Source organism: Aeromonas sp. QDB25 (genome assembly GCF_027707725.1).
GTDB lineage: Bacteria > Pseudomonadota > Gammaproteobacteria > Enterobacterales > Aeromonadaceae > Aeromonas > Aeromonas caviae.
Window position 1 is genome coordinate 18,133 of the sequence record NZ_JAPCIZ010000031.1, and the last position, 22,478, is coordinate 40,610.

A 22,478-nucleotide genomic window follows, 5' to 3' on the forward strand; every position below is an offset into this window, starting at 1 on the left:
CAATGGATAAAAATAAGGCCCCTTTCGGGGCCTTTTTTGTGTGGGCTGGGATCAGTGACCGCCCTTGGCTTTTGCCGGGATGGATTCGTCGAATTCCGGCAGCGGCTTGTGCTCGGATGCCAGGAAGGTGTAGATGACCGGCAGCACGAACAGGGTGAACAGGGTGCCGATGGCCAGACCCGCCACGATGACAATGCCGATGCTGAAGCGCTGTGCCGCCCCCGCACCCGAGGCATAGAGCAGCGGGATAAGGCCTGCGATCATCGCCGCCGTGGTCATCAGGATGGGGCGCAGACGGACCTTGGCAGCCTGCATTACGGCTTGCATCCGGTTCAGACCATGGAGCAGCTGCTCCTCCTTCGCCACCTCGCAGATCAGAATACCGTGCTTGGTAATCAGACCGACGAGGGTGATGAGACCGACCTGGGAGTAGATGTTCATGGTGGCCATGCCCCACGCCAGGGCGATCAGCGCGCCACTGATGGCCAGCGGCACCGACACCATGATGACCAGCGGGTCACGCACGGATTCGAACTGGATCGCCAGCACCAGGAAGATGATGGCCAGGGCCAGGGCGAAGGTGGCGTAGAGCGCATTTCCTTCGGTCACGAACTGGCGGGCTTCCCCCATGAAGTCGTAACGATAGCCTTGGGGCAGCTTCTCTTCCGCGGTCGCCTTGAACCAGTTGATCGCATCCCCCATGGCCACGCCAGGTGCCGGCACGGCGCCGATGGTGGCGGAGTTCAGCTGGTTGAAGTGGGGCAGGGCACGGGGCTCTCCCTTCACTTCAATCTTGATCAGGCTGCCCAGCGGGATCGACTTGCCGTCGGCGGCACGCACGTAGTACCCCTTGATGGACTCGGGGTTGAGACGGAACTTGCGCTCCACCTGCGGGATCACCTCGTAGGAGCGGCCATCCAGGTCGATACGGTTGACGTAACCGTCCGCCATCATGGTGCCCATGGTGACGCCGATGTCTTGCATGGTGATGCCGTAGGCACCTGCCTTGTCCTTGTCGATGCTGATCTTCATGGTGGCCGAGTCGTAGTTCAGATCGAGATCCGAATAAACGAACTGGCCGTTGGCCTGGGTTGCCGCCAGCATCTCACCCGCGATCAGGAACAGGCTCTCGAAGCTGTTCGGGGTGGTGATAACGAACTGGATGGGCAAACCGCTCGACGCCCCCGGCAGTTCCGGGAACTGGAAGGTGGTGATGGCCATCCCGGGGATGTCCTTCACCAGACCGGCGACCCGGTCCAGCACCTCTTTCTGGCTCGCTTCACGCTGGCTCCATGGCACCATGGAGGCGATACCGAACGCCTGATTGGAGTTGAACACCCCTGAGAAGACCTGGGAGTAAGCGATCTCCGGCTGGTCGTCCAGGACTTTGTTCACGTCCGCCATGGTGTTTTCGATGTAGTCCAGGTTGGCGTTGGAAGGGGCCGTCCCCAGCACCGCCATGACGCCTTTGTCCTCGGACGGGGCCAGCTCGCTCGGAATGAACTTGAACAGCAGCGGCAGGCTGGCGAACACGATGACGGCAAACAGGATGACCACGATGCGCTTTTGCATCACGGCATGGAGCATGGCGTCGTAGCGGGCCGTCATCCGGTCCAGCAGGTCGTGTACGGTACGCTCGAACTTGCCGGGCTCCTCGTTGGCCCTGAGCATCTTGGCGCACATCATGGGCGACAGGGTCAGGGCGATGATGCCCGAGACGAACACGGCGCCCGCCAGGGTCAGCGCGAACTCCTTGAACAGGGAGCCGGTGATGCCCCCCATCAGGGCGATGGGCGCATACACCGCCGCCAGGGTGACCGTCATGGCGATGACGGGCACGGCGATCTCCCGGGTACCTATGATGGCGGCCCGGAACGGCTCTTCCCCTTCCTTGATGTGACGATCGACGTTCTCCAGCACCACGATGGCGTCATCCACCACCAGACCGATGGCCAGCACCATCGCCAGCAGGGTCATGAGGTTTATGGAGAAGCCGAACATGTCCATCATCATCACCACGCCGATGAGGCTCAGGGGAATAGTGATGATGGGGATGATGACCGCCCGGAACGAACCGAGGAACAGGGTGATCACCACCAGTACGATGGCGGCCGCCTCCAGTATGGTCTTGATGACCTCGTGGATGGATTCGTTGATGGCGATGGTGGAGTCATACAGGACGTTCACCTGCATGGTGCTCGGCATGTTGCGTTTCAGGCTCGGCAGCAGCTCCAGCACATCGTGGGCGATGTTGATGGGGTTGGCTGTCGGGGCTGCGTTGATGGCCAGAACCACGGCCTCGCGGCCGTTGGCGCTGGCGCGATAGATGTCGTGGCTCTTCTCCAGGGAGACCTTGGCGATGTCGGAGAGACGGATCACCTTGCTGTCGCGGGTGGCGACCACCAGACGCTTGAGCTCTTCGATGTTGCCGACCTGGGTCTCGGCGTTGCCGTTGAACAGGGTGAAATAGCCGGTGGCCTGGCCGGTCGCGGACTGATAGTTGTTGCTGTTGAGCACCGTCATCACGTCGCTTGAGGTCAGGTCAAAGGCGGCCATCTTGGCCGGATCCAGCCACACCCGCAGGGCGAATTCGACCCCGCCATACAGATCCACCTTGGAGACCCCGCCCACGGTAAACAGCTGGGGCTTGATGACCCGCTCCAGGTAGTCGGTGATCTGGCTGGAGTTGAGCTCCGGGCTGGTGAAGCCCATGTAGAGCACCGCCGTGGTGGAGCCGGTGGAGGAGGTGACCGAAGGGTCTTCCGCCTCTTTGGGCAACTGGGAACGCACCGAGTTGACCTTGGCCAGGATGTCGGACAGCGCGGCGTTCGGATCGGTGTTGAGCTTCATGTACGCCGTCACCGTGGAACTGCCCAGCTGGCTCGAGGAGGTCATGAAGTCGATGTTGTCGGCCTGGGCGACCGCCTGCTCCAGAGGCTGGGTGATGAAGCCCTGGATCAGATCCGCACTGGCGCCATAGTAGCTGGTGTTGACCGTGATGACGGTATTGATCACCTCGGGGTATTCACGCACCTGCATCTTGAAGATGGCCTGGAAGCCCAGCAGGGCTATCAGGAAGCTGAGCGAGATCGCCAGCACAGGCCGTTTTATGAATATGTCAGTAAATCGCATCGCAGCTCTCCGCGCTTACAGCATCGGGGTTTGTGCCGGAACGGCAAGGGCATCGTTCTCGACCACGTGCACCTTGGTATCGTTGCTCAGGCGAACCTGACCCGACAGCACGATTTGATCGCCAGCCTTGATGCCGGACAGCACATGGACATCGTTGCCGCGACGCTCACCTGCCTTGACCACCACCTGCTTGGCGCGTTTCACGCCGTCAGCCTCGTGAATGACGTAGACGTTCTCGCCATAGAGGGTGAAGGAGATGGCGGACTGCGGGATCACGATCTGGTCTTTCACCGTGGGCAGTATGATGCTGGCGCGGGCGAACATGCCGGAACGGAGCTGGCCGTCGTTGTTCGGAATGTCTGCCTGCACCTGGATCAGGCCGCTCTGATAGTTGACCGCGGGCTCGATGGCCGTGATCTGGCCGTCAAACTGGGTCTGGGGATAGGCATCCACGTTGATCTTGATGGTCTGTCCCAGGGTGATTTTGGAGATGTCGGTCTGGGGCACGGTGAAGCGCAGGCGCATCACGCTGGTGTCTTCGAGGCGCACAATCTGGGTACCCGGTTCCAGATACTGGCCGAGGAAGACGTTGCGCAGGCCCACGGCACCGCTGAAGGGGGCTCGCACCTCACGACGGGCGATGGTGGCCTTCAGACTGTCGATGTCCGCCTCCAGGGAGCGGTAGCTTGCCTCGGCATCATCCAGCTGATCCCGGGAGATGGAGTTCTTCTGATAGAGGTTCTTGTAGCGCTCGAACTTGGCCCTGGCTGCCGGCAGCCTGGCCTGGGAGGAGTTCAGATTGGCTTTTTCCACACTGGAGTCCAGGCTCAGCAGCAGTTGATCCGCTTTGACATGTGCCCCCGATTCGAACCGGATGCTGTCGATGGTGCCTGACAGCTCGCTGGAGAGGGTGACCCCCTGGTTCGGCTCGATGAAGCCGATGGCTTCAATGGTGGGGACCCAGTCCTGCGCCTTGGTGACCATGGCGGTGACCGGGAACTCGGGCTCGGGCCGATTGGCCATGAACTCTGCAATCTTCTTCTGCTTGAACATATTGAAGCCGATGACACTGCCAAACAGGGCGAGTGCTATCAGCAACATGATGGCCATCCACTTTTTCATGAACAGGCTCCTGTGATGGAAACATTAGGGTTTAAAATGGCATTCCAGCTGGCCCGGATGACCGTCTCCAGCTGTTCCTGCGTCAATTCGAAATCGTGAACCCGGCGCTGCTGTGCCAGGTTGGCCACGCAATCCAGACTCAATGCTTGCAACACCAGAATGGGGAGATCGATGAAGAGTCCCTGTTGGCGTCCTTGCTCAAAGAAGCGCTCAAGTGGCGCCCACGTCGCCATTATGACCGGATCCCGCTCCAATTCAGCCCCCAATGGAGAACTTTCGTACTGCAATTTGCACTTGAGCGCATTGGGGTAGCTGGTGAAGATGGCATCGATGTTGAGCCAGAGGCGTCGATACTGCTCATAGGACACCTCTTCTATCTGCACACCTTCCATGACCAGGGGATGACACTTGAGGATAGTGTGCTGATAGAGCTGGCGGATCAGGTCATCCTTGTCGCTGAAATAGCGATAGATGGTGCCTGCCGCCACCTTGGCTTTCTTGGCGACCACGGCAATGGAAAGGCCGTAGAAGCCCTGCTCGCCGAGGATCTCGTGAGCTGCTTCGAAAATGCGTTCTTTCTTATCCATGGTTATCAGAGGTCAACGACTGAATGAACGTTCATTCATTCTAGGTGGGCGCAAAGGCAAGTCAAGCATTGCCCATCATCTCTGACCCTATGGGGTGAGGGATTCAAAAAGTAGTGGGGAATTGCTGGATCCAGCCTGAACAAAACAAAAATAGTTGAAAAGGGTCGGAAGTGATTGAAAAACAGGCACTTGATTCTTTGTGTCAAAAAAAGAGTAGACAAGGTCGGCATCATCATCAATAATGCGCCCCGTTCGACAGCGTAGCGCCCGTAGCTCAGCTGGATAGAGCGCTGCCCTCCGGAGGCAGAGGTCACAGGTTCGAATCCTGTCGGGCGCACCATCAAAAGTGCGCCGGTTAAACGGGCGTGTTGAAGAACGAAAACAGCTGTGGTGGCTGTAGCTCAGTTGGTAGAGTCCCGGATTGTGATTCCGGTTGTCGTGGGTTCGAGCCCCATCAGCCACCCCATTTTACAGCTTGTCAGGTACGCGAAGGTGGCGGAATTGGTAGACGCGCTAGCTTCAGGTGTTAGTGCCCCCCGGGTGTGAGGGTTCGAGTCCCTCTCTTCGCACCATACTTGCTGTATGACGAGGATGACCAGATGGTCATCTTTGTGTTTTTGGAATACCCCCCTCGGTGATTAGCGCAGCCCGGTAGCGCATCTGGTTTGGGACCAGAGGGTCAAAGGTTCGAATCCTTTATCACCGACCACATTTGAAAACCCCGCTCAGGCGGGGTTTTTGCTTTTTGGCGTTTCTCTTCCGTTTTTTCCTGTCACGTCTTTTTACACTTCTTCAGGCGCCTGTTCGCCACGAGTTCGCTATGCTGGGGCCCGGAGCCGCGAGACAGGGGACGCTCGGGCACGGACCAGATACAAGGCCTATGCATCACCATATCACTTCTCTTCAACTCTCCGTGCTGGCCATGGCCGCACTGCTGCTGGGTGGCTGCGCCCTGCAGCCGAAACCGGAAGATCTTCTGATGGGCGCCGCCCCCAAGCCAAAGGCCGAACTCGAGGCCACCTTGGTGACCAGTGGTGGCTTCTGCGTGACCCTGAGCGAGCAGGGCCGTCTGCTGACTCAGCCCTGCGATCAGCACTCGAACCAGTCATTCAGCTGGGATGTCGGTGCCCTGCAACTGGCCGGGGATTGCCTGGTCGCCAAAGGGGAGGATGGTCTGGGGATGGAGGCGTGCCGGGAGGAGAGCCATCAATGGTTGTGGCAGGGGGATCGTCTGTTCAATCGGCAGGTGTCACTGTGCCTGGATGTGGCGGGTCGCCGTCACAAGCCGGCCGTCCCCCTGCGCCTCGCCGAATGCTATGGCGGCGCCAACCAGAGCTTTGAGTGGACGCCATCCGGCACGCTGTTGAACCGTCTGGTGCGCCCGGCACTGACGTGGTGACAAGAGGGCGAGAAGCAAAAAGGGTGGCCCATGTGGCCACCCTTTTTCTATCCGCGACGGGGGTACCGTATCAGCGGGTCTGGGAGGCGAACAGTTTCTCCAGATAGACGGCGACGCCATCTTCATCGGAAGTGAGGGTCTGTTCGTGCTCTGGCAGGGCCTGTTTGAGGCGATCGTGGGCGTTGCCCATGACCACGCCACGGCCCACCATGCTCAGCATCTCGAAGTCGTTCATGCCATCGCCGAAGGCCACGGCCTGGGACATCTCCAGCCCGTGCTGCTCCAGCACGGCGCGCACGGCATTGCCCTTGTGCACGCCGGCGTGCATCACCTCGAGGCAGTCAGGCAGGGAGAAGGTGACGTTGATCCGATCACCATATTGCTGGTTGAGGTGCGCCTCTATCTTCAGCAGCTTGTCGTGGTCGCCGATGTAGAACACCTTGTTGATCCTGTCCTTCGGGTGGTTGGCCAGATCCGCCAGGCGGTAGCTGAAGCCGGAGTCGTGATGGAACTGCAGCAACCAGGGCAGCTCCTCTTCCACCAGCCACTCGTCGCCGTAGTAGACGTTGATGTGGATGGACGGATCGCGTTCCATGGCGATCAGCTCGGCCGCCACCGTGCTCGGCAGCGCCTGGTTGTAGACCAGTTGATCCTGCTTGTCGTGTACCACGGCGCCGTTGGAGGTAATGAGGTAGATATCCAGCCCCAGCGCATCGCGGATGCTGCGCACATCCACATGGTGACGGCCGGTGGCGACCACGAACTTGACGCCCTGATCGACCAGACGGTGCAGGGTATCCCGGGTGCGGGAGGAGATCTGGTGCTGCCCGTTGAGCAGGGTACCATCGAGATCGGACACAACTACCTTGAACATCATTACCTCGACTTCAATTGAACGCCGGGGGAGTGTACCCCAGCGTCTGCCGTCACCCCATTTATTTAGGGATCCAAAAAATAACCAGCCCCTTCTGGTTGCGTCAGTAGCGCGCGAAGAAGGCCAGGGTTGCATTGAGCGCGGCCTGACGCTGGGGATCCGCCTCGATGAAGAGCTCGTGCCAGGCCCCGTCGATGCGCAGCGGCTTGCCCCCTTCACATTGGGCCTTGGCGCAGAAGGCCTCCTGGGCGGCGTTGTCCACCACGCTGTCCTCGCCGGCCTGCAGCAGCAGCAGCGGCGTCTTGACGGCGCCGGCGTCGGCTACGGCCGCGTCCGATCCTGTGATGGCCTGATGGATCCAGTGGGCGGTGGCGCCCCCCAGCCTGACCTGGGGATGCTGTTCGTAGATCTGGCGGAAGGCCTGATAACGCGCCGTGCTGTGGGTCAGCTCGTTGTCGGCAAAGCCGTGATCCTCATAGGGTCCCTGACCCGGGCCGTAGGGGGGCTCGCCCACCCAGCCGCCGACCGTGCCGATGGTGGCCGCCAACCCCTTGGCCAGCCACTTGGGCAGGCCGCCGAGGTTGATGCCCATCATGGGGGAGGAGAGCACCGCCGCCTGGATGTCGTTCGGCCAGCGTTCCAGATAGCGGGCCGAGATGGCCCCCCCCATGGAGTGGGCCAGCAGGAACAGCTTGGCGGGTTGGTCCTGGGCGATCACTTCGTCATGAAACTGTTTGAGATCGGCGACATAGTCGTCGAACTGGTCGACATATCCCTTCTCTTTGTCGGCCAGCATGCGGTCTGACATTCCCTGGCCGCGATGATCGATGAGGTAGAGGCTGTAACCCTGGCGCCAGAGATCCCAGGCCAGCTCCTGATACTTGAGGTAGCTCTCGACCCGGCCGTTGACGATGAGGATGGCGCGATCGATCTTGGGCTGGCGCAGGGCGGCATAGCGGAGGGTGACCCCGTCCTTGCCCTTGAACTCCCCCTCGACGGCATGCTGGCGCCAGAAGTCGGGCAGGGTCTGCTGATAGAGGGCGGGGACGTCGGCTTCAGTAGTCAGCTGGTAAGGATTGCTCACGGCAAGGGCTCCGGCAGAAAACAGGGTCAGGGCCAGCAGGGGCAGGTGGTTAAGCTTCATCAGTGTACTCTTCCGAAGGATCATCCGATTGCTGGGCGGCCCAGCCCTTGCGGGTCAGCTGCATCTGCTGCCACCAGCGTTCGTCCGCCAGGATCTCGCCGGCCGGACCGAGCTGGGGGTAGGGCATCTCTTTCTCCTTGCAGAGCTGGGCATAGACGGGATAGCCCCCCTCGAACAAGATGGTGTTCTGTTCTTCAGGTGTGAGCGGGCAGCCGCGCTGATAGCAGCCGGCCAGTTCGCGCTGGCGCTGGGCCTCGTAGAGGATGGCGGCGGCGGCCACCGAGACGTTGAGGGACTGCACCATACCTACCATGGGGATGACGATATGGTGATCGGCCAGGGCCAGCGCCTCTTCGCCGATGCCGTGCTTCTCCTGGCCCACCAGGATGGCGGTGGGTCTGGTGTAGTCGATGGCGCGAAAGTCCACCGAGCTGTCGGAGAGGTGGGTCGCCAGGATCTGCATGCCGGAAGCTTTGAGTTCGGTCACGGCACTGCCGATGTCCGGGTGCAGCTTCACGTCCACCCAGTTCTGGCTGCCGCGGGCGGTGCCTTTGCGCTTGTGGATCCAGCTCTTGGGCCAGACCGCATGCACCCGGTGGATGCCGATGGCATCGGCGGTGCGCACGATGGCGGCCAGGTTGTGAGGTTTATGAACCTCTTCCATGCAGACGGTCAGGTCGAGCTGGCGCTGGGCCAGCATGTCGGAAATGCGTTTGAAGCGTTCAGGAGTCATGTCGGTTTCTATGTCGTGAGGCCGGTGCATGCAACAAGGCTGGTGGCCTGCGGCATGGGGCCCTGGGTATCTCTTGAAAAGCAGCAGGCGGCTTGCGCCGCCTGTGTTCAGTTTTTCTGTCGGCTCACCCTGAGCACGTTGGGCATGACCCGGATCTTGCGCATGATGTTGGCGAGGTGGATCCGGCTCTTGGTGGTGATGAGCAGGGTGACCACATAGACCCGGCCATCCTTCTCCTCGGTGCTGATGGCGTGGATGTTGGCGCCGGTGGCGGCAATCACGTTGGCCAGCTCCGCCAGGGCGCCCTGGTGATTGACGATCTCGATGCTGATGCCGGTGCGGAATTCCTGCTCCTGCTCCTTGTCCACCTCCCACTGCACCGGCAGGTATTTGTCCGGTTCGCGGCTGTAGCCCTTGATGTTGCGGCAGGACTCCTGGTGGATCACCAGTCCCTTGCCCGGGCTGATGTGGGCGATGATGGCATCCCCAGGAATGGGGCGGCAGCAGTTGGCGAAGGTGACCAGCATGCCGTCGGCGCCCTTGATCGGCATCTTTTTACTGGTGGATTTGGGCTGCTCTTCCGGCGGCAGCTCATCCCCGAGCATGCGGCGGGCCACCATGACGCTCATGGCGTTGCCAAGGCCCACGTCGGCCAGCAGCCCCTGCAGGTTCTCGTGTTTGGTATCGGCCAGCACCTGCTTGACGCGGGCTTCCGGGATGTCTTCGATGTTCTTGGCGCCGAGGGCATGGTTGAGCAGGCGGCGGCCCAGCACCACGGACTCTTCGGTGCGCAGGTTCTTGAGGAACTGACGTATCTTGGAGCGCGCCTTGGTGGTCACCACGAAGTTGAGCCAGGCCGCGTTCGGGCGGGCGCCGGGGGCCGTGATGATCTCCACCGTCTGACCGGAGTGCAGCGGGCTGCTGAGCGGATAGGGGTGGCGGTCGACCCGGGAACCGACGCAGGCGTGACCGATGTCGGTGTGCACCGTGTAGGCGAAGTCCACCGGGGTGGCGCCGGCGGGCAGCTCCATGATGCGGCCCTCCGGTGTGAAGACGTAGATCTCGTCGGGGAAGAGGTCGGTCTTGACTCCCTCGATGAACTCGAAGGAGCTGCCGGCGCTCTGTTGCAGCTCCAGCAGGCTCTGCATCCAGCGCTGGGCGCGGATCTGGGCCGTGGTGCCCGAGCTGTCCCCATCCTGCTTGTAGGCCCAGTGGGCGGCGACGCCCTTGTCGGCCATCTGGTCCATGAACTCGGTGCGGATCTGCACCTCCACCGGTACCCCGTGGGGCCCCACCAAGGAGGTGTGCAGGGACTGGTAGCCGTTGGTCTTGGGGATGGCGATGTAGTCCTTGAAGCGACCGGGGCGAGGCTTGTAGAGGCTGTGCATCTGCCCAAGCACCCGGTAGCAGGTGTCTATGTCTTTCACTCTCACTCTGAAAGCATAGATATCCATCACTTCGTGGAATTGCAGTTCTTTCTTCTCCATCTTGTTGTAGATGGAGAACAGGTTCTTCTCGCGTCCGCTCACTTGGGCATCGATGCCGGCTTCCCGCAGACGCCCCTCAATCTCGCTCTGGATGGAGTCGATGATCTCACGCCGGTTGCCACGGGCGCGGCGCACCGATTCCCGCAGTACCCGGGAGCGCATGGGGTAGAGCGCCTCGAAACCGAGCTCTTCCAGCTCGTTCTTCATGGTGTGAATACCGAGGCGGTTGGCGATGGGGGCGAAAATCTCGAGGGTTTCCCGGGCGATGCGGCGGCGCTTGTCCGGTCGCAAGGAGCCGAGGGTACGCATGTTGTGAGTGCGGTCGGCCAGCTTGATCAGGATGACCCGGATGTCCTGGGTCATGGCCATCATCATCTTGCGGAAGTTCTCGACCTGGGCTTCCTTGCGATCGCGGAACTTCAGCTTGTCGAGCTTGGAGACACCGGAGACCAGCTCGGCGACGGCGTTGCCAAACTGCTCGGCAAGATCGTCCTTGGTGACAGGGGTATCTTCGATGACGTCGTGCAGCACGGCAGCCATCAGGGTCTCGTGATCGAGGCGCATGTCGCCCAGGATGCGGGCCACGGCAACGGGATGAGTGATGTAGGGTTCACCACTGGAACGCATCTGTCCCTGGTGAGCATCACGGGCTACCACATAGGCTTGCCTGAGCTTCTCAACCTGCTCGGGTGGCAGGTAGGAACTGGCTATTTCTTTAAGATTTTCAAATAAATACAAGACAGTCCCCGCAGCGGTTAAACGGCAATCCGTGAAATTGAGGGTATGCCCTCGAGTTTGCGAGGTTTTCGAGCGGTTGTAAATGGGGAGAACAGCCGGCACCCGGGCGGGCGCCGACTATGGGAGGCGACTGACTTAGCCGCGACCTTCTGCGATGGCGGCAACGGCAGCCAGCTCGGCGGCTTCCTGCTCTTGCTGCTCGTAGCGGTCCTGAGTATCCATCACCTGGTTGTTGACCAGACCCAGTTCGATCTCGCGCAGGGCGATCACGGTCGGCTTGTCGTTCTCTTCGTCGACCAGGGGATCCTTGCCTTGTACCGCGATTTGACGAGCGCGGCGCGCGGCGACCAGCACCAGGTCAAAACGGTTACCTACCTGTTTTACAGCATCTTCTACAGTAACGCGGGCCATGCGGGACTCCAGTGTTTGGGCTTTCTGTGATTGAAAAAGCGGTGTTTAAAAATGACGCAAAAGTTTACTTGTTTTTGGCTTACTCTGCCAGTAGCTGTTTCAGCAAGTTTTGCTGGGCCTGCTGTTGCTGACGCATTACCAGGCGCTGGCACTCGATGACGGCCCTGAGCTGGAACAGTGCCAGCTCAAAGTCTTCATTGATGATGACATAATCATACTCGTCATAGTGCACCATTTCGGCAATGGCTTTCTCCATCCGGCCCTTGATCACCTCGGCGCTGTCCTGGCCGCGGCCGATCAGGCGGCGCTCCAGCTCCTCGCGGCTGGGAGGCAGGATGAAGATGGACTTGGTCGGCATCTGTTCGCGGATCTGGCGGGCGCCCTGCCAGTCGATGTCGAGGAAGACGTCGATGCCCTGCGCCAGGCAGGCCTCGATGGCGGCGCGGGAAGTGCCGTAGTAGTTGCCGAAGACTTCTGCCCACTCCAGAAAGTCACCGCGCTCGATCAGCGCCTTGAACTCTTCCACCTTGACGAAGTGGTAGTGCACCCCGTGCTCTTCACCGGGACGGGTGGCGCGGGTGGTATGGGAGACCGACAGCTGCATCTTGCCGGCGGCGTTGTGCTGGGTCAGCAAGGCATTGAGCAGGCTGGACTTACCGGCCCCGCTCGGGGAAGAGATGATATAGAGAGTGCCTTGTTGCGCCATGTCTGTACCTTTAAGCGATGATCCGCGCTTTGGTTGTAGCAGAGGCCGCCGTCTTGTGCCCGATAAGGGAGACGGTTGCTCGCAATGCGCGGAGGAATCAGAGTCAGGAGGATGTAAAGGCGGCGAATGTTAGCAGATGGGGGCGGATAAAAAAACGGCCGGAATCATATTCCAGCCGATCAAAATATCCGTAGCTTGCTGTGCGGGCGTTACCCGCATAGAGGGCCATTCTGCCCACGGAGCCGGGGCCGGGCCATCAGATTATCCCTGCGCCAGGGCTCGGAATTTCCGAGTTGCCCTGGGTCGGTAGAAGATGCTTGTCGGTACAGAGGCGGTCGAAGGCGGCGATGACCCGCTCGCGGCTTATCTTGGCCATGGCGTCCGGATCCTTGAGGCGGGTGCGCCAGCCGAGCTCGGCCAGCGGCTTGCCGGTCTCCTGCTCAATCAGTTCCTGATAGACGCTGACCAGATAATCCCGGCACAGATAGGGGCCGGTACGGGCGGGGTTGTGGTGGGCGTAGAGGCCGATCACGGGTGTCCCCACCAAGGTGGCCATGTGGGCCGGGCCGGTATCCGGGGCCAGCACCAGGCTCGCCTCGCCAATCAGCGCCAGCAATTGCTTGAGGCTGGTCTGCCCCACCAAATCTGCCGGCTTGCTCTGGCTGAGGCGCTGGATCTCGGCGGCGAGATCCCGCTCCAGCCTGGCCGGTCCGCCGCACAGATAGACCTGAAAGCCCTTGTCTGCGGCGTGATCCGCCAGCGCGGCATAGCCGGCGGCAGTCCAATTCTTGAATGCCTTGCTGGCAGCGGCGCAGATGAGCAGGGTCGGCTTGCCGCCAATTTTCTCCTTCGCCCAGGTCTGGTGCTTGGCGCTGATGGGCAGTTGCCAGTCCGGGGTCAGATCCTTTATCCCGAGCTCTTTGGCGAAGGCGAGAAAGCCGTCCAGGACGTGGGGGGAGGCGGGTGAGGGGACCCGATGGTTGGTGAACAGCCACTGACCGTCGCTGGCGCGCTCCCGATCAAACCCGAGTTTGACCTTGGCCTTGATGCCGAGGGTGGCGATGCTGGCGCGCATGGCGGCCTGCAGGTGGAGCAGGGCATCAAACCTGCGCCCCTTGAGGGTCTGCCAGAGATCGCCATAGCCTCGCCACCCCTTGCTCTTGTCGAAGGGAATGACCTCGACCCCCGGCAGATCGGCGAACAGGGTCGCCTCAATCTTGCCGGTGATCCAGGTGATGCGGGTCTGGGGCCACTCCCGCTGGATGACGCGCACCAGCGCCAGCGCGTGGCAGCAATCTCCGATGGCAGAGAGCCGCAGGATGCAGATGGAGGAGGGCGGCGTTTGGAACAGCGGCATGATGTGGCGCAACGATGGCAAAATGGATGGATGGCATTATGCAAACTCCCCTGTGGATTGTAAAATTGCGCCGGTTGCCCGACCGGCACGGCTTTCTGAATGGATGCCCTGCACCCACTATCGACCGGAATTCTCATCATGCTGACACACACCACCCACAACCAGGTCTGCTGGTATGCCGACGGAGTCTTCCGCGATCCTTCCCCTGCCTTGTTCGATCCTGTCTGGTGGCAGACCCATCGCCAGGTGGTGGGTTCTTCCATCGGTCGCGGGGTGACCTGGTTCGTGAAGGATGAATCCCGTCACTTGGTGCTGCGTCACTACTACCGTGGCGGCATGGTGGGCAAGCTGGTGCGTGACCGGTTCTGGTTTGAAGGGGTGGAGAGCAGCCGGGCCATGGCTGAATATCGTCTGCTGGCGACCCTGAGTGAACAGGGGCTGCCGGTGCCGCGCCCCTTTGCGGCCCGCATGGTCAAGCAGGGGCCCTTCTATCGGGCCGACATCCTGATCGAGCGCATTCGCGGCGCCAAGGATCTGGTGGCCCTGCTCAAGCAGGGGCCGATCGCCGGTGAGGTGTGGCACAAGATAGGCAAAACGGTGCGCCAGTTGCACGATGCAGGGGTCTATCATGCGGATCTCAACAGCCACAACCTGCTGCTCGACAAGGAGGGCAAGGTGTGGGTGATCGACTTCGACAAAGGAGCCATCCGCTCCCCCGGCAACTGGCAGCAGGCCAACCTGGAGCGGTTGCTGCGCTCCTTCAACAAGGAGTCGCAACTGCACACCAGCTTCCACTTCGTGCCGGAGAACTGGCAAGCGCTGATGGCAGGCTATCAGGGCAAGGTGGCGTGACGTCGGGCTTCACTTCGTAGCAAGCCCTGATGGCGGACCACCAGAGGCGAGAGGTGCGAGGCCAGCGATGCTGGCGCGGTTGCTCGGCGCCAGCACCAATGTTACTTATTGAGTGTGATTGCTTGGACAGATATTCAGATCCGGTTTCGAGGCGCGTGATGGAAAGGTATGAGACTCCCGGGGTTGAGGTCACCACTCCCCTTGAGGTGACGCTGATGGCACAGGCCATGGCGATGTTGGAGGCCGGGATCTGGACCTGGTCGGCCGGGCAGGGTCTGAAGCGGGACCCTTCCTGTCTGCAACTGCTGGGTCTGGAGGGGGGCGAGCTGGGAGATCTCGGCTGGCTGGATCGGGTACATCCGGATGATGCTCCCCGTCTGGCAGAGGCCCTGGAGGCCTGTCAGCAAGGGCGCAGCAACGGGCTTCGACTCGAGTACCGCATCCTGCACCATCAGGGCCATTACATCCGGCTGGAGGAGCGGGTCCGTCGCGACGAAGGGGGTCAACTGCTGGGGGTGGTTCGCCATCTGGATGCCGCCATGGCGCCCCTGGAGGATCGCCACGACACGGATCCCCTCACCGGCCTCGAGAGCCGCAGCCACTTCGAGCTGTTGCTGGATGAACGGCTGGCCAGCGAGAGCGGCAGTTTCTGTCTGCTGCAGTTCAGCGTGGATCACCGCAGCAAGATCCTGCAGTTGTTCGGGGAGGCGGCCTGCGACGCCATGCTGGCCAAGCTGGCCCGCATCGTGCGCCGCGAGCTGCGCCGGGAAGATCCCTTCGCCCGTTGGGACGAAGACGGCTTCATCCTGATGCTCTCCCAGACCGATCGGCTGAGTGGCCTGGAGATTGCCGAGCGGCTGCGTCTCGAGATCGCCGACGCCAGCCTGCTGCCCCAGCGCCCGGTGACCGTGAGCATCGGCTTGGTGCAGAGCCAGAGTGCCGAGCAGCTCGATCACCTGCTGGCCCGGTTGGCCTCCTGCCACGGTCAGGCGAAGCGGGAACACAACGCCGTGGTCGGCTGACGGCCAGTCACTGTCCGCGTACCCATTGACGCCGATGGACCCATCAGCGTCAATGGTTTTCAGTCAGCGCTCACTGACCTGCTGACGCTGGCAGACCCAGAGAGAAGCCAGCATCAGCAGGGCGCCCAGACCGAGCCTGAGCAGGTCGGTATCCTTTCCCCAGAGCACCAGATTGACCAGCAGACCCGCGGGGATCAAGGCGTTGTTCATGATGGCCAGCACGCCGCTGCTGACCAGGGTCGCCCCCTTGTTCCACAGGAAGTAGCCGAGCCCGGATGCCCCGACCCCCAGCCAGAAGAGGATGCCCCATTGCAGGGAGCTGGCGGGATATTGAGGTTTGCCCAGCAGCCACCAGGCGGGCAGGGCGATCACCAGGGCGCCCAGATAGAAGCAGCCGAACACCGCCAGCTGGGGCGGCTGCTCAGCCTCCCGGGCCAGCAGCACCTTGTAGCCTACCTGGCCCAGGGCGAAGCAGACGTTGGCGCCCTGCACCACCAGGAATCCCAGTACATAGTTTTCGGTCAGGCCGTCGAAACGGATGACGGCCGCCCCCAGCACCGCCAGCAGGGCCCCCCACAGATAGACAGGCTTGAAGCGCCCTTCCAGCAGGTCGTGGATCAGGGTGACATAGATGGGGGTGAAGATGGTGAACACCAGCACTTCCGGTACTGTCAATAGCAGGAAGGAGTGGTAGTAGAAGAGATACATGATGCCGAGCTGGATGGCACCGAGGGCCATCAGCTTGGCCACCAGATCGGGGCGCAGCCAGCGACGGCGCAGGAAGGGCAGAAACACCAGGCTGGCGAGCACGATGCGGGTCAGTACCGAGAAGTAGGCATCCACCTGACCGGCAAGGTAGACCCCGATCAGGCTGAAGGAGAAGGACCAGAGCAGGGTAACCCCTATCAAGTAGTTCATGTGATTGAATTGTCGTCAGTTGTCAATTTGGAGGGCGCTATGATGGCCGAGTTGGAAGGCGCGATCCAGCGTTTATGGGAAGGGTTGTCACAGATCGGAGCATTTGCCTTCGAGGCGAGCAACGGGGCCGGATCCGCCACCGACTGGTGCGGTCGCGGGGAGGGGGCCGTGGTGGTGACCGATCACCATGGGGGGTGGCTGTATGCCGAGACGGGTCGCTACACCACGCCCCATGGCCGGGAGCTGACCATGCACAACCGCTTCTGGTGGCAGCGCACCGCACGGGGGATCATGCTCTCCCACCTGCGCTACGAGCAGCCGGTGATGCTGTTCGAGCTGTTGCCCCGGGGGGACGGGCACTGGGTCACGGCCGAGCCTCACCGGTGCGGGCAGGATCACTACAGCGCCGAGCTGACCGAAACCGGCGAGGGTTTCCTGCTCACCTGGCAGATAACGGGGCCGCGCAAGAACGAGTGGTTGAGTTATCGCTACGGACCAGAGGCGCAGAGATAAAAAAACCGGCGCAGGGCGCCGGTAGAGGGGACAAATCGGAGGTTTTGTTAAAACGGTCCCAAAAACAGGAGAGATACACTCTCGTCACACACGCAGAGAGGGTCTTCAGGCATTCAGTGCATAGTTCAGCATGGCTTGCAGCTTGCTGTCGAAGAACCAGGGCAGCAGCACCATCAGCAGACCCAGCACCCCGGCCAGCCGGTGGCGATACTGCCAGCCGGCTATCAGTACCAGACCGCCGCAGAGGGTGGTCAGGATGCCTGACATAGGGCAGCCTCCCGCTGTTGGCGGCGCTGCTGTGCCCACTGGTTGAGGGCGACCGAACCCAGGATCAGGGCCAGCGCCACGCCCGTGGTGGACTGGATCTGCTCGCCGAGGAACAGGGCTCCCAGCATGACGCCGAACAGCGGCACCAGGTAGTTGCTGAAGGAGGCGAAGGTCGGGCCCGCCTTCTGGATCAGCGCCATGTAGAGGAAGTAGACCAGGCCGGTACAGAAGATCCCCAGCATGGCGACGGCGCCCATGGCCTGCTGGCTCGGCAGGGTGAGGGTGCTCAGGTCGGCCACGAAGGGCGCGGCCAGCAGCAGCTGGATGGCCGAGGAGATCAGGATGTTGCGGGCCACGACCACAGGATGGTCCTTGGCGAAGCGCTTGATCATCAGCAGGCCGATGGCGAAGCAGCTGGCACCGAACAGGATGGCCATGGCACCGAGCAGGCCGGCATTCATGCCGCTGGTCAGCTTGGGCCAGAACAGTACCAGCACGCCGACGAAGCCGATGATCACGGAGACGAGGCCGCCCTTGGTGATTCTTTCACCAGAAATAAACAAGGGAGCCGCCAGAATGGTCACAAAGGGGATACAACCCATGACCACGGCCGCGATGGCGCTGTCCACATACTGTTGTCCCCAGGCCACCATGATGAAGGGGATGGTGGCGTCGAGCAGGGCGATCAGCATATAGGTTCGCCAGGGTGTGTGTTCACTCTTGAGGCGCATGAACAGGCAGAGTAGACCCAGGGTCAGGCTGCCGCACAGGGCGCGTCCGGCGGCCACCATGATGGGGGGCAGTTCAGCCACGGCCTGGTGCATGAAAATGAACTGGGAGCCCCACAACAGGCCGATCGCCAGCAACAACAGATAGCTACGCATTTGAATCTCCGATGTAATTCGCCTGCGCATTCTATGCAATCTGCTACTATGCCAAAAATGAATTGTCGTCATTCAACTATGGCCAATATCGATGGAACTGCCCCTCTCCCGCCTCGACCTCAACCTGCTCACCGTGTTCGACATGCTGATGCAGGAGCGCAACGTCACTCGCGCCGCCGAACGGCTGCACCTCTCCCAGTCCACCGTCAGCCATGCGCTGGGGCGCTTGCGCCAGGCGCTGGATGACCCCCTGTTCGTGATGAGCCGGCGCGAGATGATGCCGACCGAACGGGCCAAGGCGCTGGCGAGCCCGGTGCGCCAGGCGCTGGCCATGCTGGAGCAGGGGCTGCGTCAGGCCAAGGGATTCGACCCGGCAAGTGCCCGGCGGATCTTTCGTATCGCCACCCCGGGCTCGGTGGAGCACGGCCTGGTGCCGGTGCTGGTGGAGTGGATGGTGCAGCAGGCTCCCCACTGCCGACTGGAAGTGTGCGAGCTGGCGGACAGCGACTACGAGCGGGAGTTGGAGAAGGGGGAACTGGATCTGGTGATCGGGTTTGCCGGTGCCAACCACCTCTCGCCCCGGTTGTGGCGCGAGGAGTGGTTCAGCAATCCGCTGGTCTGTTTGTCGCCCCTCGGCAGCGCCCTGCCCGACATGCTGGGGTCGGGAGAACTGGTCAGCCGCCCCCATATCCACACCTCCAGCTGGGGCCACAGCCAGGCCATGGTGGATCTCTGGCTGGCCCGTTTCGGGGTGGAGCGGGACCTGGGGGTCAGGCTGCCGAGCTTTATGGCGGTACCGCCGCTGATGGCGACCGGCCGCTACCTGGTGGTGGTGCCCGAGATGATCGGGCGCCACTTCTGTCGCCACTATCCGTTGCGCTTGCACCAGCTGGAACCCGCCATCCCCATCGTCTACCTGATGGCGGGCCACCCGCTCAGTGCCCATGACGAGGCGATCGGCTGGTTCAAGGGGTTGTTGCACCGGCTGGCGAGGGAGCGCTACGGCGCGGATGCGCTCGGCCATCCCGCGCCGCAGGGGGCAGATCACGCCAATCCGGAGAAGTAGTCCAGCCCCATCGCACCCTTCACCTCGGCCAGCACCTCGTCGGTGAGGGCCCGGGCCTGCTGGGTGCCCTGCTGCAACAGGCGCAGCAGCTGGCGCTTGTCGGCGATGGCTGCCTCGCGCCGCTCCCGCATCGGAGCGAGCAGGGTCTGCAGGCAGTCGTTGAGTACCTGCTTGCAGCGCATGTCCCCCAGACCACCGCGCTGGTAATGGGCCTTCATCTCGGCCACCAGTGCCTTGTCGGGGTGGAAGGCATCCAGATAGGCGAACACCGTATTGCCCTCCACCTGACCCGGATCGCTCACCTTGAGGTGATTGGGGTCGGTATACATGGCGAACACCGCCTGCTTGATCTCGCCGCTCGACATGCCGAGTTCGATGGTGTTGCCAAGGGACTTGGACATCTTGGCCTTGCCGTCGATGCCGGGCAGGCGGCCGGTGTCGCTCAGGATGGGCTGGCACTCGGTCAGCACCTCTTTGCCAACCAGAGTGTTGAAGCGGCGCACTATCTCGTTGGTCTGCTCCAGCATGGGCAGCTGATCCTCGCCCACCGGCACATGGGTGGCACGAAAGGCGGTGATGTCGGCGGCCTGGCTGACCGGATAGACGAGGAAGCCGGCGGGCAGGCTGCGCTCGAACCCTTTCTGCTGGATCTCGGCCTTCACCGTGGGGTTGCGCTCCAGCCGGGCGACGCTGACCAGGTTGAGGTAGTAGGTCGTGAGTTCGGCGAGGGCGGGCAGGGCGCTCTGCAGGCAGAAGGTGGTCTTGGCCGGGTCGAGGCCGGCGGCCAGGTAGTCGGCCATTACCTCCAGTACGTGATCGGTCACCTTGGCCGGGTTGTGGCCGTTGTCGGTCAGCGCCTGCAGATCGGCGATCATGACGAACTGGCGGTAATGGTGCTGGGCGGCCACGCGCTGGCGCAGGGAGCCGACGTAGTGGCCGATGTGCAGTTTGCCGGTGGGGCGGTCGCCGGTCAGGATCACGGGGTTGTGCATGTCACTCTCTCCAGTGGGGTGAGCCGGGAGGCGACAAAGGGATGAAAACAATGACCGCCTCTCGGCGGTCACGGTGTTTTCTTTGGGAAATTCTACATAGAAAAGCAGTGCCGCCTGTTTAGAAGCGGCACCACCAGTAGTTGTGATTGAATGAGGTCATATTCATGGCAAATCACACTACGCCTGTTCAATCACTTCTGCAAGGGCACGACCAGCATGTCGCAGGGCACGGTATTCATCAGCTGGCGTGCGCTCGAGGTGAGCAGGCTCCAGAAGCTCTGGCGATGGCCGCACACCAGCAGGTCGATCTGGTAGTCCTTGACCGCCTGGTTAACCCGCTCGCTCAGATCGCCGCAGATGACCAGCTTCTTCTCGATGGGGTAGTCCACCGAGGCGAGGAAGGCTTCCAGCTTCTCCTTCGCTTCGGCGATCACCTGGTCCTGCACGTTGTCGATGTCGATGTCGATCATCTCGGTGTAGAGATCCTTGAGGTCCACATCCACATGGATCACCGACAGCTTGGCGCCGTTGGAGCGGGCCCGGTCGACCGCCTTCTCGATCACCTTGCGGTTGTCTTCCGACAGGTCGATCGCGGCCAGTACGTGTTTGTAATAGGTTCCATTCATGGGAGTTCTCCTCACTGATCCTGGGTCCACTATACCAATGTCTGCTGAAACTAAAACGGCATCGTCGCCACAGTTTCAGGATTTGCCTGACCCCGAACCGGAAGGCGTAGAGGTGCAGGTGGCCGGGGAGTGCATATTTTGAACAGGAGTTTGACGCCGGTCACAGGCGTGCTATTGCCCCCGAGAAGGTGGGGAAATAGGATGTGCCCGTGCTTCGCAATGAACACAAAACAACAAAAAGCATCTGAATACCGCTTTGGGGAGCCTCGCGCTCCCTTTTGTTTTTCTGCCCTCTTCCAGTCCATATCCCGTCCGACATCAAGGTAATCCCGCCCCCCTTGGTTATGCTGTAGCCAGTTCCCTTGGCAAAACGACCAGGGCTCCTCACCTGCAACCGGGTGACGCTGTCATGGCCGTTTCTCATGTCCCACCGATGCACCGGAGAGTCCTTCATGATCATTCATCCCCAGATCCAGGGTTGTGTTGCCCGCAATTGCCACCCCATGGGTTGTCGCGCCGCCGTGCTGCAACAGATCGAACAGGTGCGGGCGGCGGGGCCGTTCAACGGGCCGAAACGGGTGCTGGTGCTGGGGGCATCGTCCGGTTTCGGGCTGGCGTCCCGGATCGCGCTCACCTTCGGTGCCGGGGCCGATACCCTGGGCGTCTCGTTCGAGCGGGGTCCCTCCGACAAGGGGCTCGGCAGTGCTGGCTGGTACAACAACATCTGGTTTCGTCAGGCGGCGGAGCAAGCCGGTCGCATCGCCGTCAACCTGATCGGAGATGCCTTCTCCGACACCATGCGCCAGCAGGCCATCGACGTCATCCGCCAGCGACTCGGGCAGGTGGATCTGGTGGTCTATTCGCTGGCGAGCGGAGTCAGGGTGATGCCGGATGGCACACAGGTACGCTCGGTGCTCAAGACCACAGGCCAGCCGCTGCAAGGCTGGGGGCTGGATCTGGAGCACGATGCGCTGGTGCAGCAGTCGCTGGTGCCAGCCACCCCGGAGGAGATCCGCGACACCGTCACCGTGATGGGGGGCGAGGACTGGCAGCGCTGGATGCAGGCATTGCAGCAGGCGGATTGCCTGGCCCCCGGCGCCCGGACCGTTGCCTACTCCTATATCGGCCCCGAGTCCACCTATCCCCTCTATCGGGACGGCACCATCGGCTATGCCAAGGAGCACCTGCACGCCACCGCCGAGACCATCAACCTGCAACTTGCCGGGATTGGCGGTCATGCCTGGGTGTCGGTCTGCAAGGCGCTGGTGACCAAGGCGAGCGTGTTTATTCCGGTGCTGCCTGTCTATCTGGGCCTGTTGATGGGGGTGATGAAGGAGCGTGGTGTCCACGAGGGCTGCATCGAGCAGATGCAGCGGCTGTTTGCCGACAAGATGTACGGGCCCAGAGGGGTCGTCGCCGATGGCAACCGGCTGATCCGGATGGATGACCACGAGCTTGAGCCAGCGGTGCAGGCCGCCGTCTCGGCACTCTGGCCCAAGGTGACGCCGGAGAACTTCCGCACCCTGGGGGATTTTGCCGGGTTGCGCCAGGAGTTCATGCAGCTCAACGGCTTCGAGCTGCCGGGGGTGGATTACGGTGCGCCGGTGAACGTGGCGTCACTCACTGAGCTGACGCCCTGACACCCGCA

Annotated in this window: 21 protein-coding genes and 4 tRNA genes; 10 read left to right on the top strand and 15 right to left on the bottom strand. The window is 61.8% G+C overall.

Translation table 11 applies throughout. The features are described from left to right. Positions 1–51 precede the first annotated feature (51 nt). Genes PG883_RS12425 through PG883_RS12435 form a run of 3 tightly spaced genes read right to left on the bottom strand, consistent with a single transcriptional unit; the run spans position 52 to position 4,841 of the window. Positions 52–3,132, bottom strand: a complete 3,081-nt coding sequence (locus PG883_RS12425; protein WP_270807245.1) for a multidrug efflux RND transporter permease subunit — start codon at positions 3,130–3,132, stop codon at positions 52–54. Between the two features lie 15 nt (positions 3,133–3,147). Continuing rightward, complete coding sequence (locus PG883_RS12430; protein ID WP_039040661.1) at positions 3,148–4,254, bottom strand: efflux RND transporter periplasmic adaptor subunit; 1,107 nt, start codon at positions 4,252–4,254, stop codon at positions 3,148–3,150. Next, positions 4,251–4,841, bottom strand: a complete 591-nt coding sequence (locus tag PG883_RS12435; RefSeq protein ID WP_042864666.1) for a TetR/AcrR family transcriptional regulator — start codon at positions 4,839–4,841, stop codon at positions 4,251–4,253. Before PG883_RS12435 ends, PG883_RS12430 begins: the two co-directional genes overlap by 4 nt. Before the next feature lie 263 nt (positions 4,842–5,104). Between PG883_RS12435 and PG883_RS12440 the strand changes: the two genes are divergently transcribed. From PG883_RS12440 to PG883_RS12460, 5 genes are all read left to right on the top strand, one after another. Continuing rightward, a tRNA-Arg gene (locus tag PG883_RS12440) sits at positions 5,105–5,181 on the top strand. Between the two features lie 50 nt (positions 5,182–5,231). Next, positions 5,232–5,307, top strand: a tRNA-His gene (locus tag PG883_RS12445). Positions 5,308–5,327: 20 nt separating this feature from the next. Further along, positions 5,328–5,413 (top strand) — tRNA-Leu (locus tag PG883_RS12450). 60 nt (positions 5,414–5,473) lie between these two features. Next, positions 5,474–5,550, top strand: a tRNA-Pro gene (locus tag PG883_RS12455). Positions 5,551–5,721: 171 nt separating this feature from the next. Beyond that, positions 5,722–6,240 carry an RICIN domain-containing protein gene (locus PG883_RS12460; protein ID WP_270807246.1) on the top strand — a complete coding sequence of 173 codons (519 nt, stop codon included), beginning with the start codon at positions 5,722–5,724 and terminating at the stop codon, positions 6,238–6,240. 70 nt (positions 6,241–6,310) lie between these two features. Here PG883_RS12460 and PG883_RS12465 read toward each other — a convergent pair whose 3' ends face one another. The 7 genes from PG883_RS12465 to PG883_RS12495 all read right to left on the bottom strand — a co-directional run bounded on the left by PG883_RS12465 (position 6,311) and on the right by PG883_RS12495 (position 13,690). Next, entirely contained in the window at positions 6,311–7,114 is an 804-nt protein-coding gene (locus PG883_RS12465) for a Cof-type HAD-IIB family hydrolase (protein ID WP_266142468.1), read from the bottom strand. A gap of 103 nt (positions 7,115–7,217) precedes the next feature. Further along, the gene (locus tag PG883_RS12470; RefSeq protein WP_270807247.1) at positions 7,218–8,258 is read right to left on the bottom strand and encodes an alpha/beta fold hydrolase; all 1,041 of its coding nucleotides are present in this window, start codon (positions 8,256–8,258) and stop codon (positions 7,218–7,220) included. After that, positions 8,248–8,991, bottom strand: a complete 744-nt coding sequence (gene trmH, locus PG883_RS12475; protein ID WP_164882621.1) for a tRNA (guanosine(18)-2'-O)-methyltransferase TrmH — start codon at positions 8,989–8,991, stop codon at positions 8,248–8,250. Before trmH ends, PG883_RS12470 begins: the two co-directional genes overlap by 11 nt. Positions 8,992–9,098: 107 nt before the next feature. Continuing rightward, positions 9,099–11,216, bottom strand: coding sequence for a bifunctional GTP diphosphokinase/guanosine-3',5'-bis pyrophosphate 3'-pyrophosphohydrolase (gene spoT / locus PG883_RS12480; protein WP_039040667.1), 2,118 nt, complete (start codon positions 11,214–11,216; stop codon positions 9,099–9,101). A 135-nt stretch (positions 11,217–11,351) separates the two neighbouring features. Beyond that, complete coding sequence (rpoZ, locus tag PG883_RS12485; RefSeq protein WP_005307060.1) at positions 11,352–11,627, bottom strand: DNA-directed RNA polymerase subunit omega; 276 nt, start codon at positions 11,625–11,627, stop codon at positions 11,352–11,354. Between the two features lie 79 nt (positions 11,628–11,706). After that, positions 11,707–12,333, bottom strand: coding sequence for a guanylate kinase (gmk, locus tag PG883_RS12490; RefSeq protein ID WP_270807248.1), 627 nt, complete (start codon positions 12,331–12,333; stop codon positions 11,707–11,709). Between the two features lie 256 nt (positions 12,334–12,589). After that, the gene (locus tag PG883_RS12495; protein ID WP_270807249.1) at positions 12,590–13,690 is read right to left on the bottom strand and encodes a glycosyltransferase family 9 protein; all 1,101 of its coding nucleotides are present in this window, start codon (positions 13,688–13,690) and stop codon (positions 12,590–12,592) included. 138 nt (positions 13,691–13,828) lie between these two features. On the opposite strand from PG883_RS12495, the gene PG883_RS12500 reads away from it, so the two are divergent. Together PG883_RS12500 and PG883_RS12505 are read left to right on the top strand one after the other, a co-directional pair. Beyond that, entirely contained in the window at positions 13,829–14,542 is a 714-nt protein-coding gene (locus PG883_RS12500) for a 3-deoxy-D-manno-octulosonic acid kinase (protein WP_010672321.1), read from the top strand. A gap of 158 nt (positions 14,543–14,700) precedes the next feature. After that, complete coding sequence (locus tag PG883_RS12505) at positions 14,701–15,564, top strand: GGDEF domain-containing protein (RefSeq protein WP_045522664.1); 864 nt, start codon at positions 14,701–14,703, stop codon at positions 15,562–15,564. Between the two features lie 63 nt (positions 15,565–15,627). Here the strand turns inward: PG883_RS12505 and PG883_RS12510 are convergent, their stop codons facing one another. After that, the gene (locus PG883_RS12510) at positions 15,628–16,482 is read right to left on the bottom strand and encodes a carboxylate/amino acid/amine transporter (protein WP_053287971.1); all 855 of its coding nucleotides are present in this window, start codon (positions 16,480–16,482) and stop codon (positions 15,628–15,630) included. Between the two features lie 42 nt (positions 16,483–16,524). Here PG883_RS12510 and PG883_RS12515 point away from each other — a divergent pair, with 42 nt between their 5' ends. After that, positions 16,525–16,995 (top strand): DUF6314 family protein, encoded by a 471-nt coding sequence (locus PG883_RS12515; protein ID WP_270807254.1) that lies wholly within the window; start codon positions 16,525–16,527, stop codon positions 16,993–16,995. 105 nt (positions 16,996–17,100) lie between these two features. Here PG883_RS12515 and PG883_RS12520 read toward each other — a convergent pair whose 3' ends face one another. Together PG883_RS12520 and PG883_RS12525 are read right to left on the bottom strand one after the other, a co-directional pair. Next, positions 17,101–17,262, bottom strand: coding sequence for a hypothetical protein (locus PG883_RS12520; protein ID WP_010672325.1), 162 nt, complete (start codon positions 17,260–17,262; stop codon positions 17,101–17,103). Continuing rightward, the gene (locus tag PG883_RS12525; RefSeq protein WP_042882104.1) at positions 17,247–18,146 is read right to left on the bottom strand and encodes a DMT family transporter; all 900 of its coding nucleotides are present in this window, start codon (positions 18,144–18,146) and stop codon (positions 17,247–17,249) included. Before PG883_RS12525 ends, PG883_RS12520 begins: the two co-directional genes overlap by 16 nt. Positions 18,147–18,237: 91 nt before the next feature. On the opposite strand from PG883_RS12525, the gene PG883_RS12530 reads away from it, so the two are divergent. After that, positions 18,238–19,212, top strand: coding sequence for a LysR family transcriptional regulator (locus PG883_RS12530; protein ID WP_270807250.1), 975 nt, complete (start codon positions 18,238–18,240; stop codon positions 19,210–19,212). Here the strand turns inward: PG883_RS12530 and trpS are convergent. Together trpS and PG883_RS12540 are read right to left on the bottom strand one after the other, a co-directional pair. Beyond that, positions 19,191–20,204 carry a tryptophan--tRNA ligase gene (trpS, locus tag PG883_RS12535; protein ID WP_128341635.1) on the bottom strand — a complete coding sequence of 338 codons (1,014 nt, stop codon included), beginning with the start codon at positions 20,202–20,204 and terminating at the stop codon, positions 19,191–19,193. The genes PG883_RS12530 and trpS overlap by 22 nt on opposite strands. 191 nt (positions 20,205–20,395) lie before the next feature. Beyond that, entirely contained in the window at positions 20,396–20,830 is a 435-nt protein-coding gene (locus PG883_RS12540) for a universal stress protein (RefSeq protein ID WP_010672329.1), read from the bottom strand. Positions 20,831–21,282: 452 nt separating this feature from the next. On the opposite strand from PG883_RS12540, the gene fabV reads away from it, so the two are divergent. Continuing rightward, on the top strand, positions 21,283–22,470 hold the full coding sequence (fabV, locus tag PG883_RS12545; protein ID WP_039040675.1) for an enoyl-ACP reductase FabV: 1,188 nt from the start codon (positions 21,283–21,285) through the stop codon (positions 22,468–22,470). The last annotated feature ends 8 nt before the right edge of the window (positions 22,471–22,478 follow it).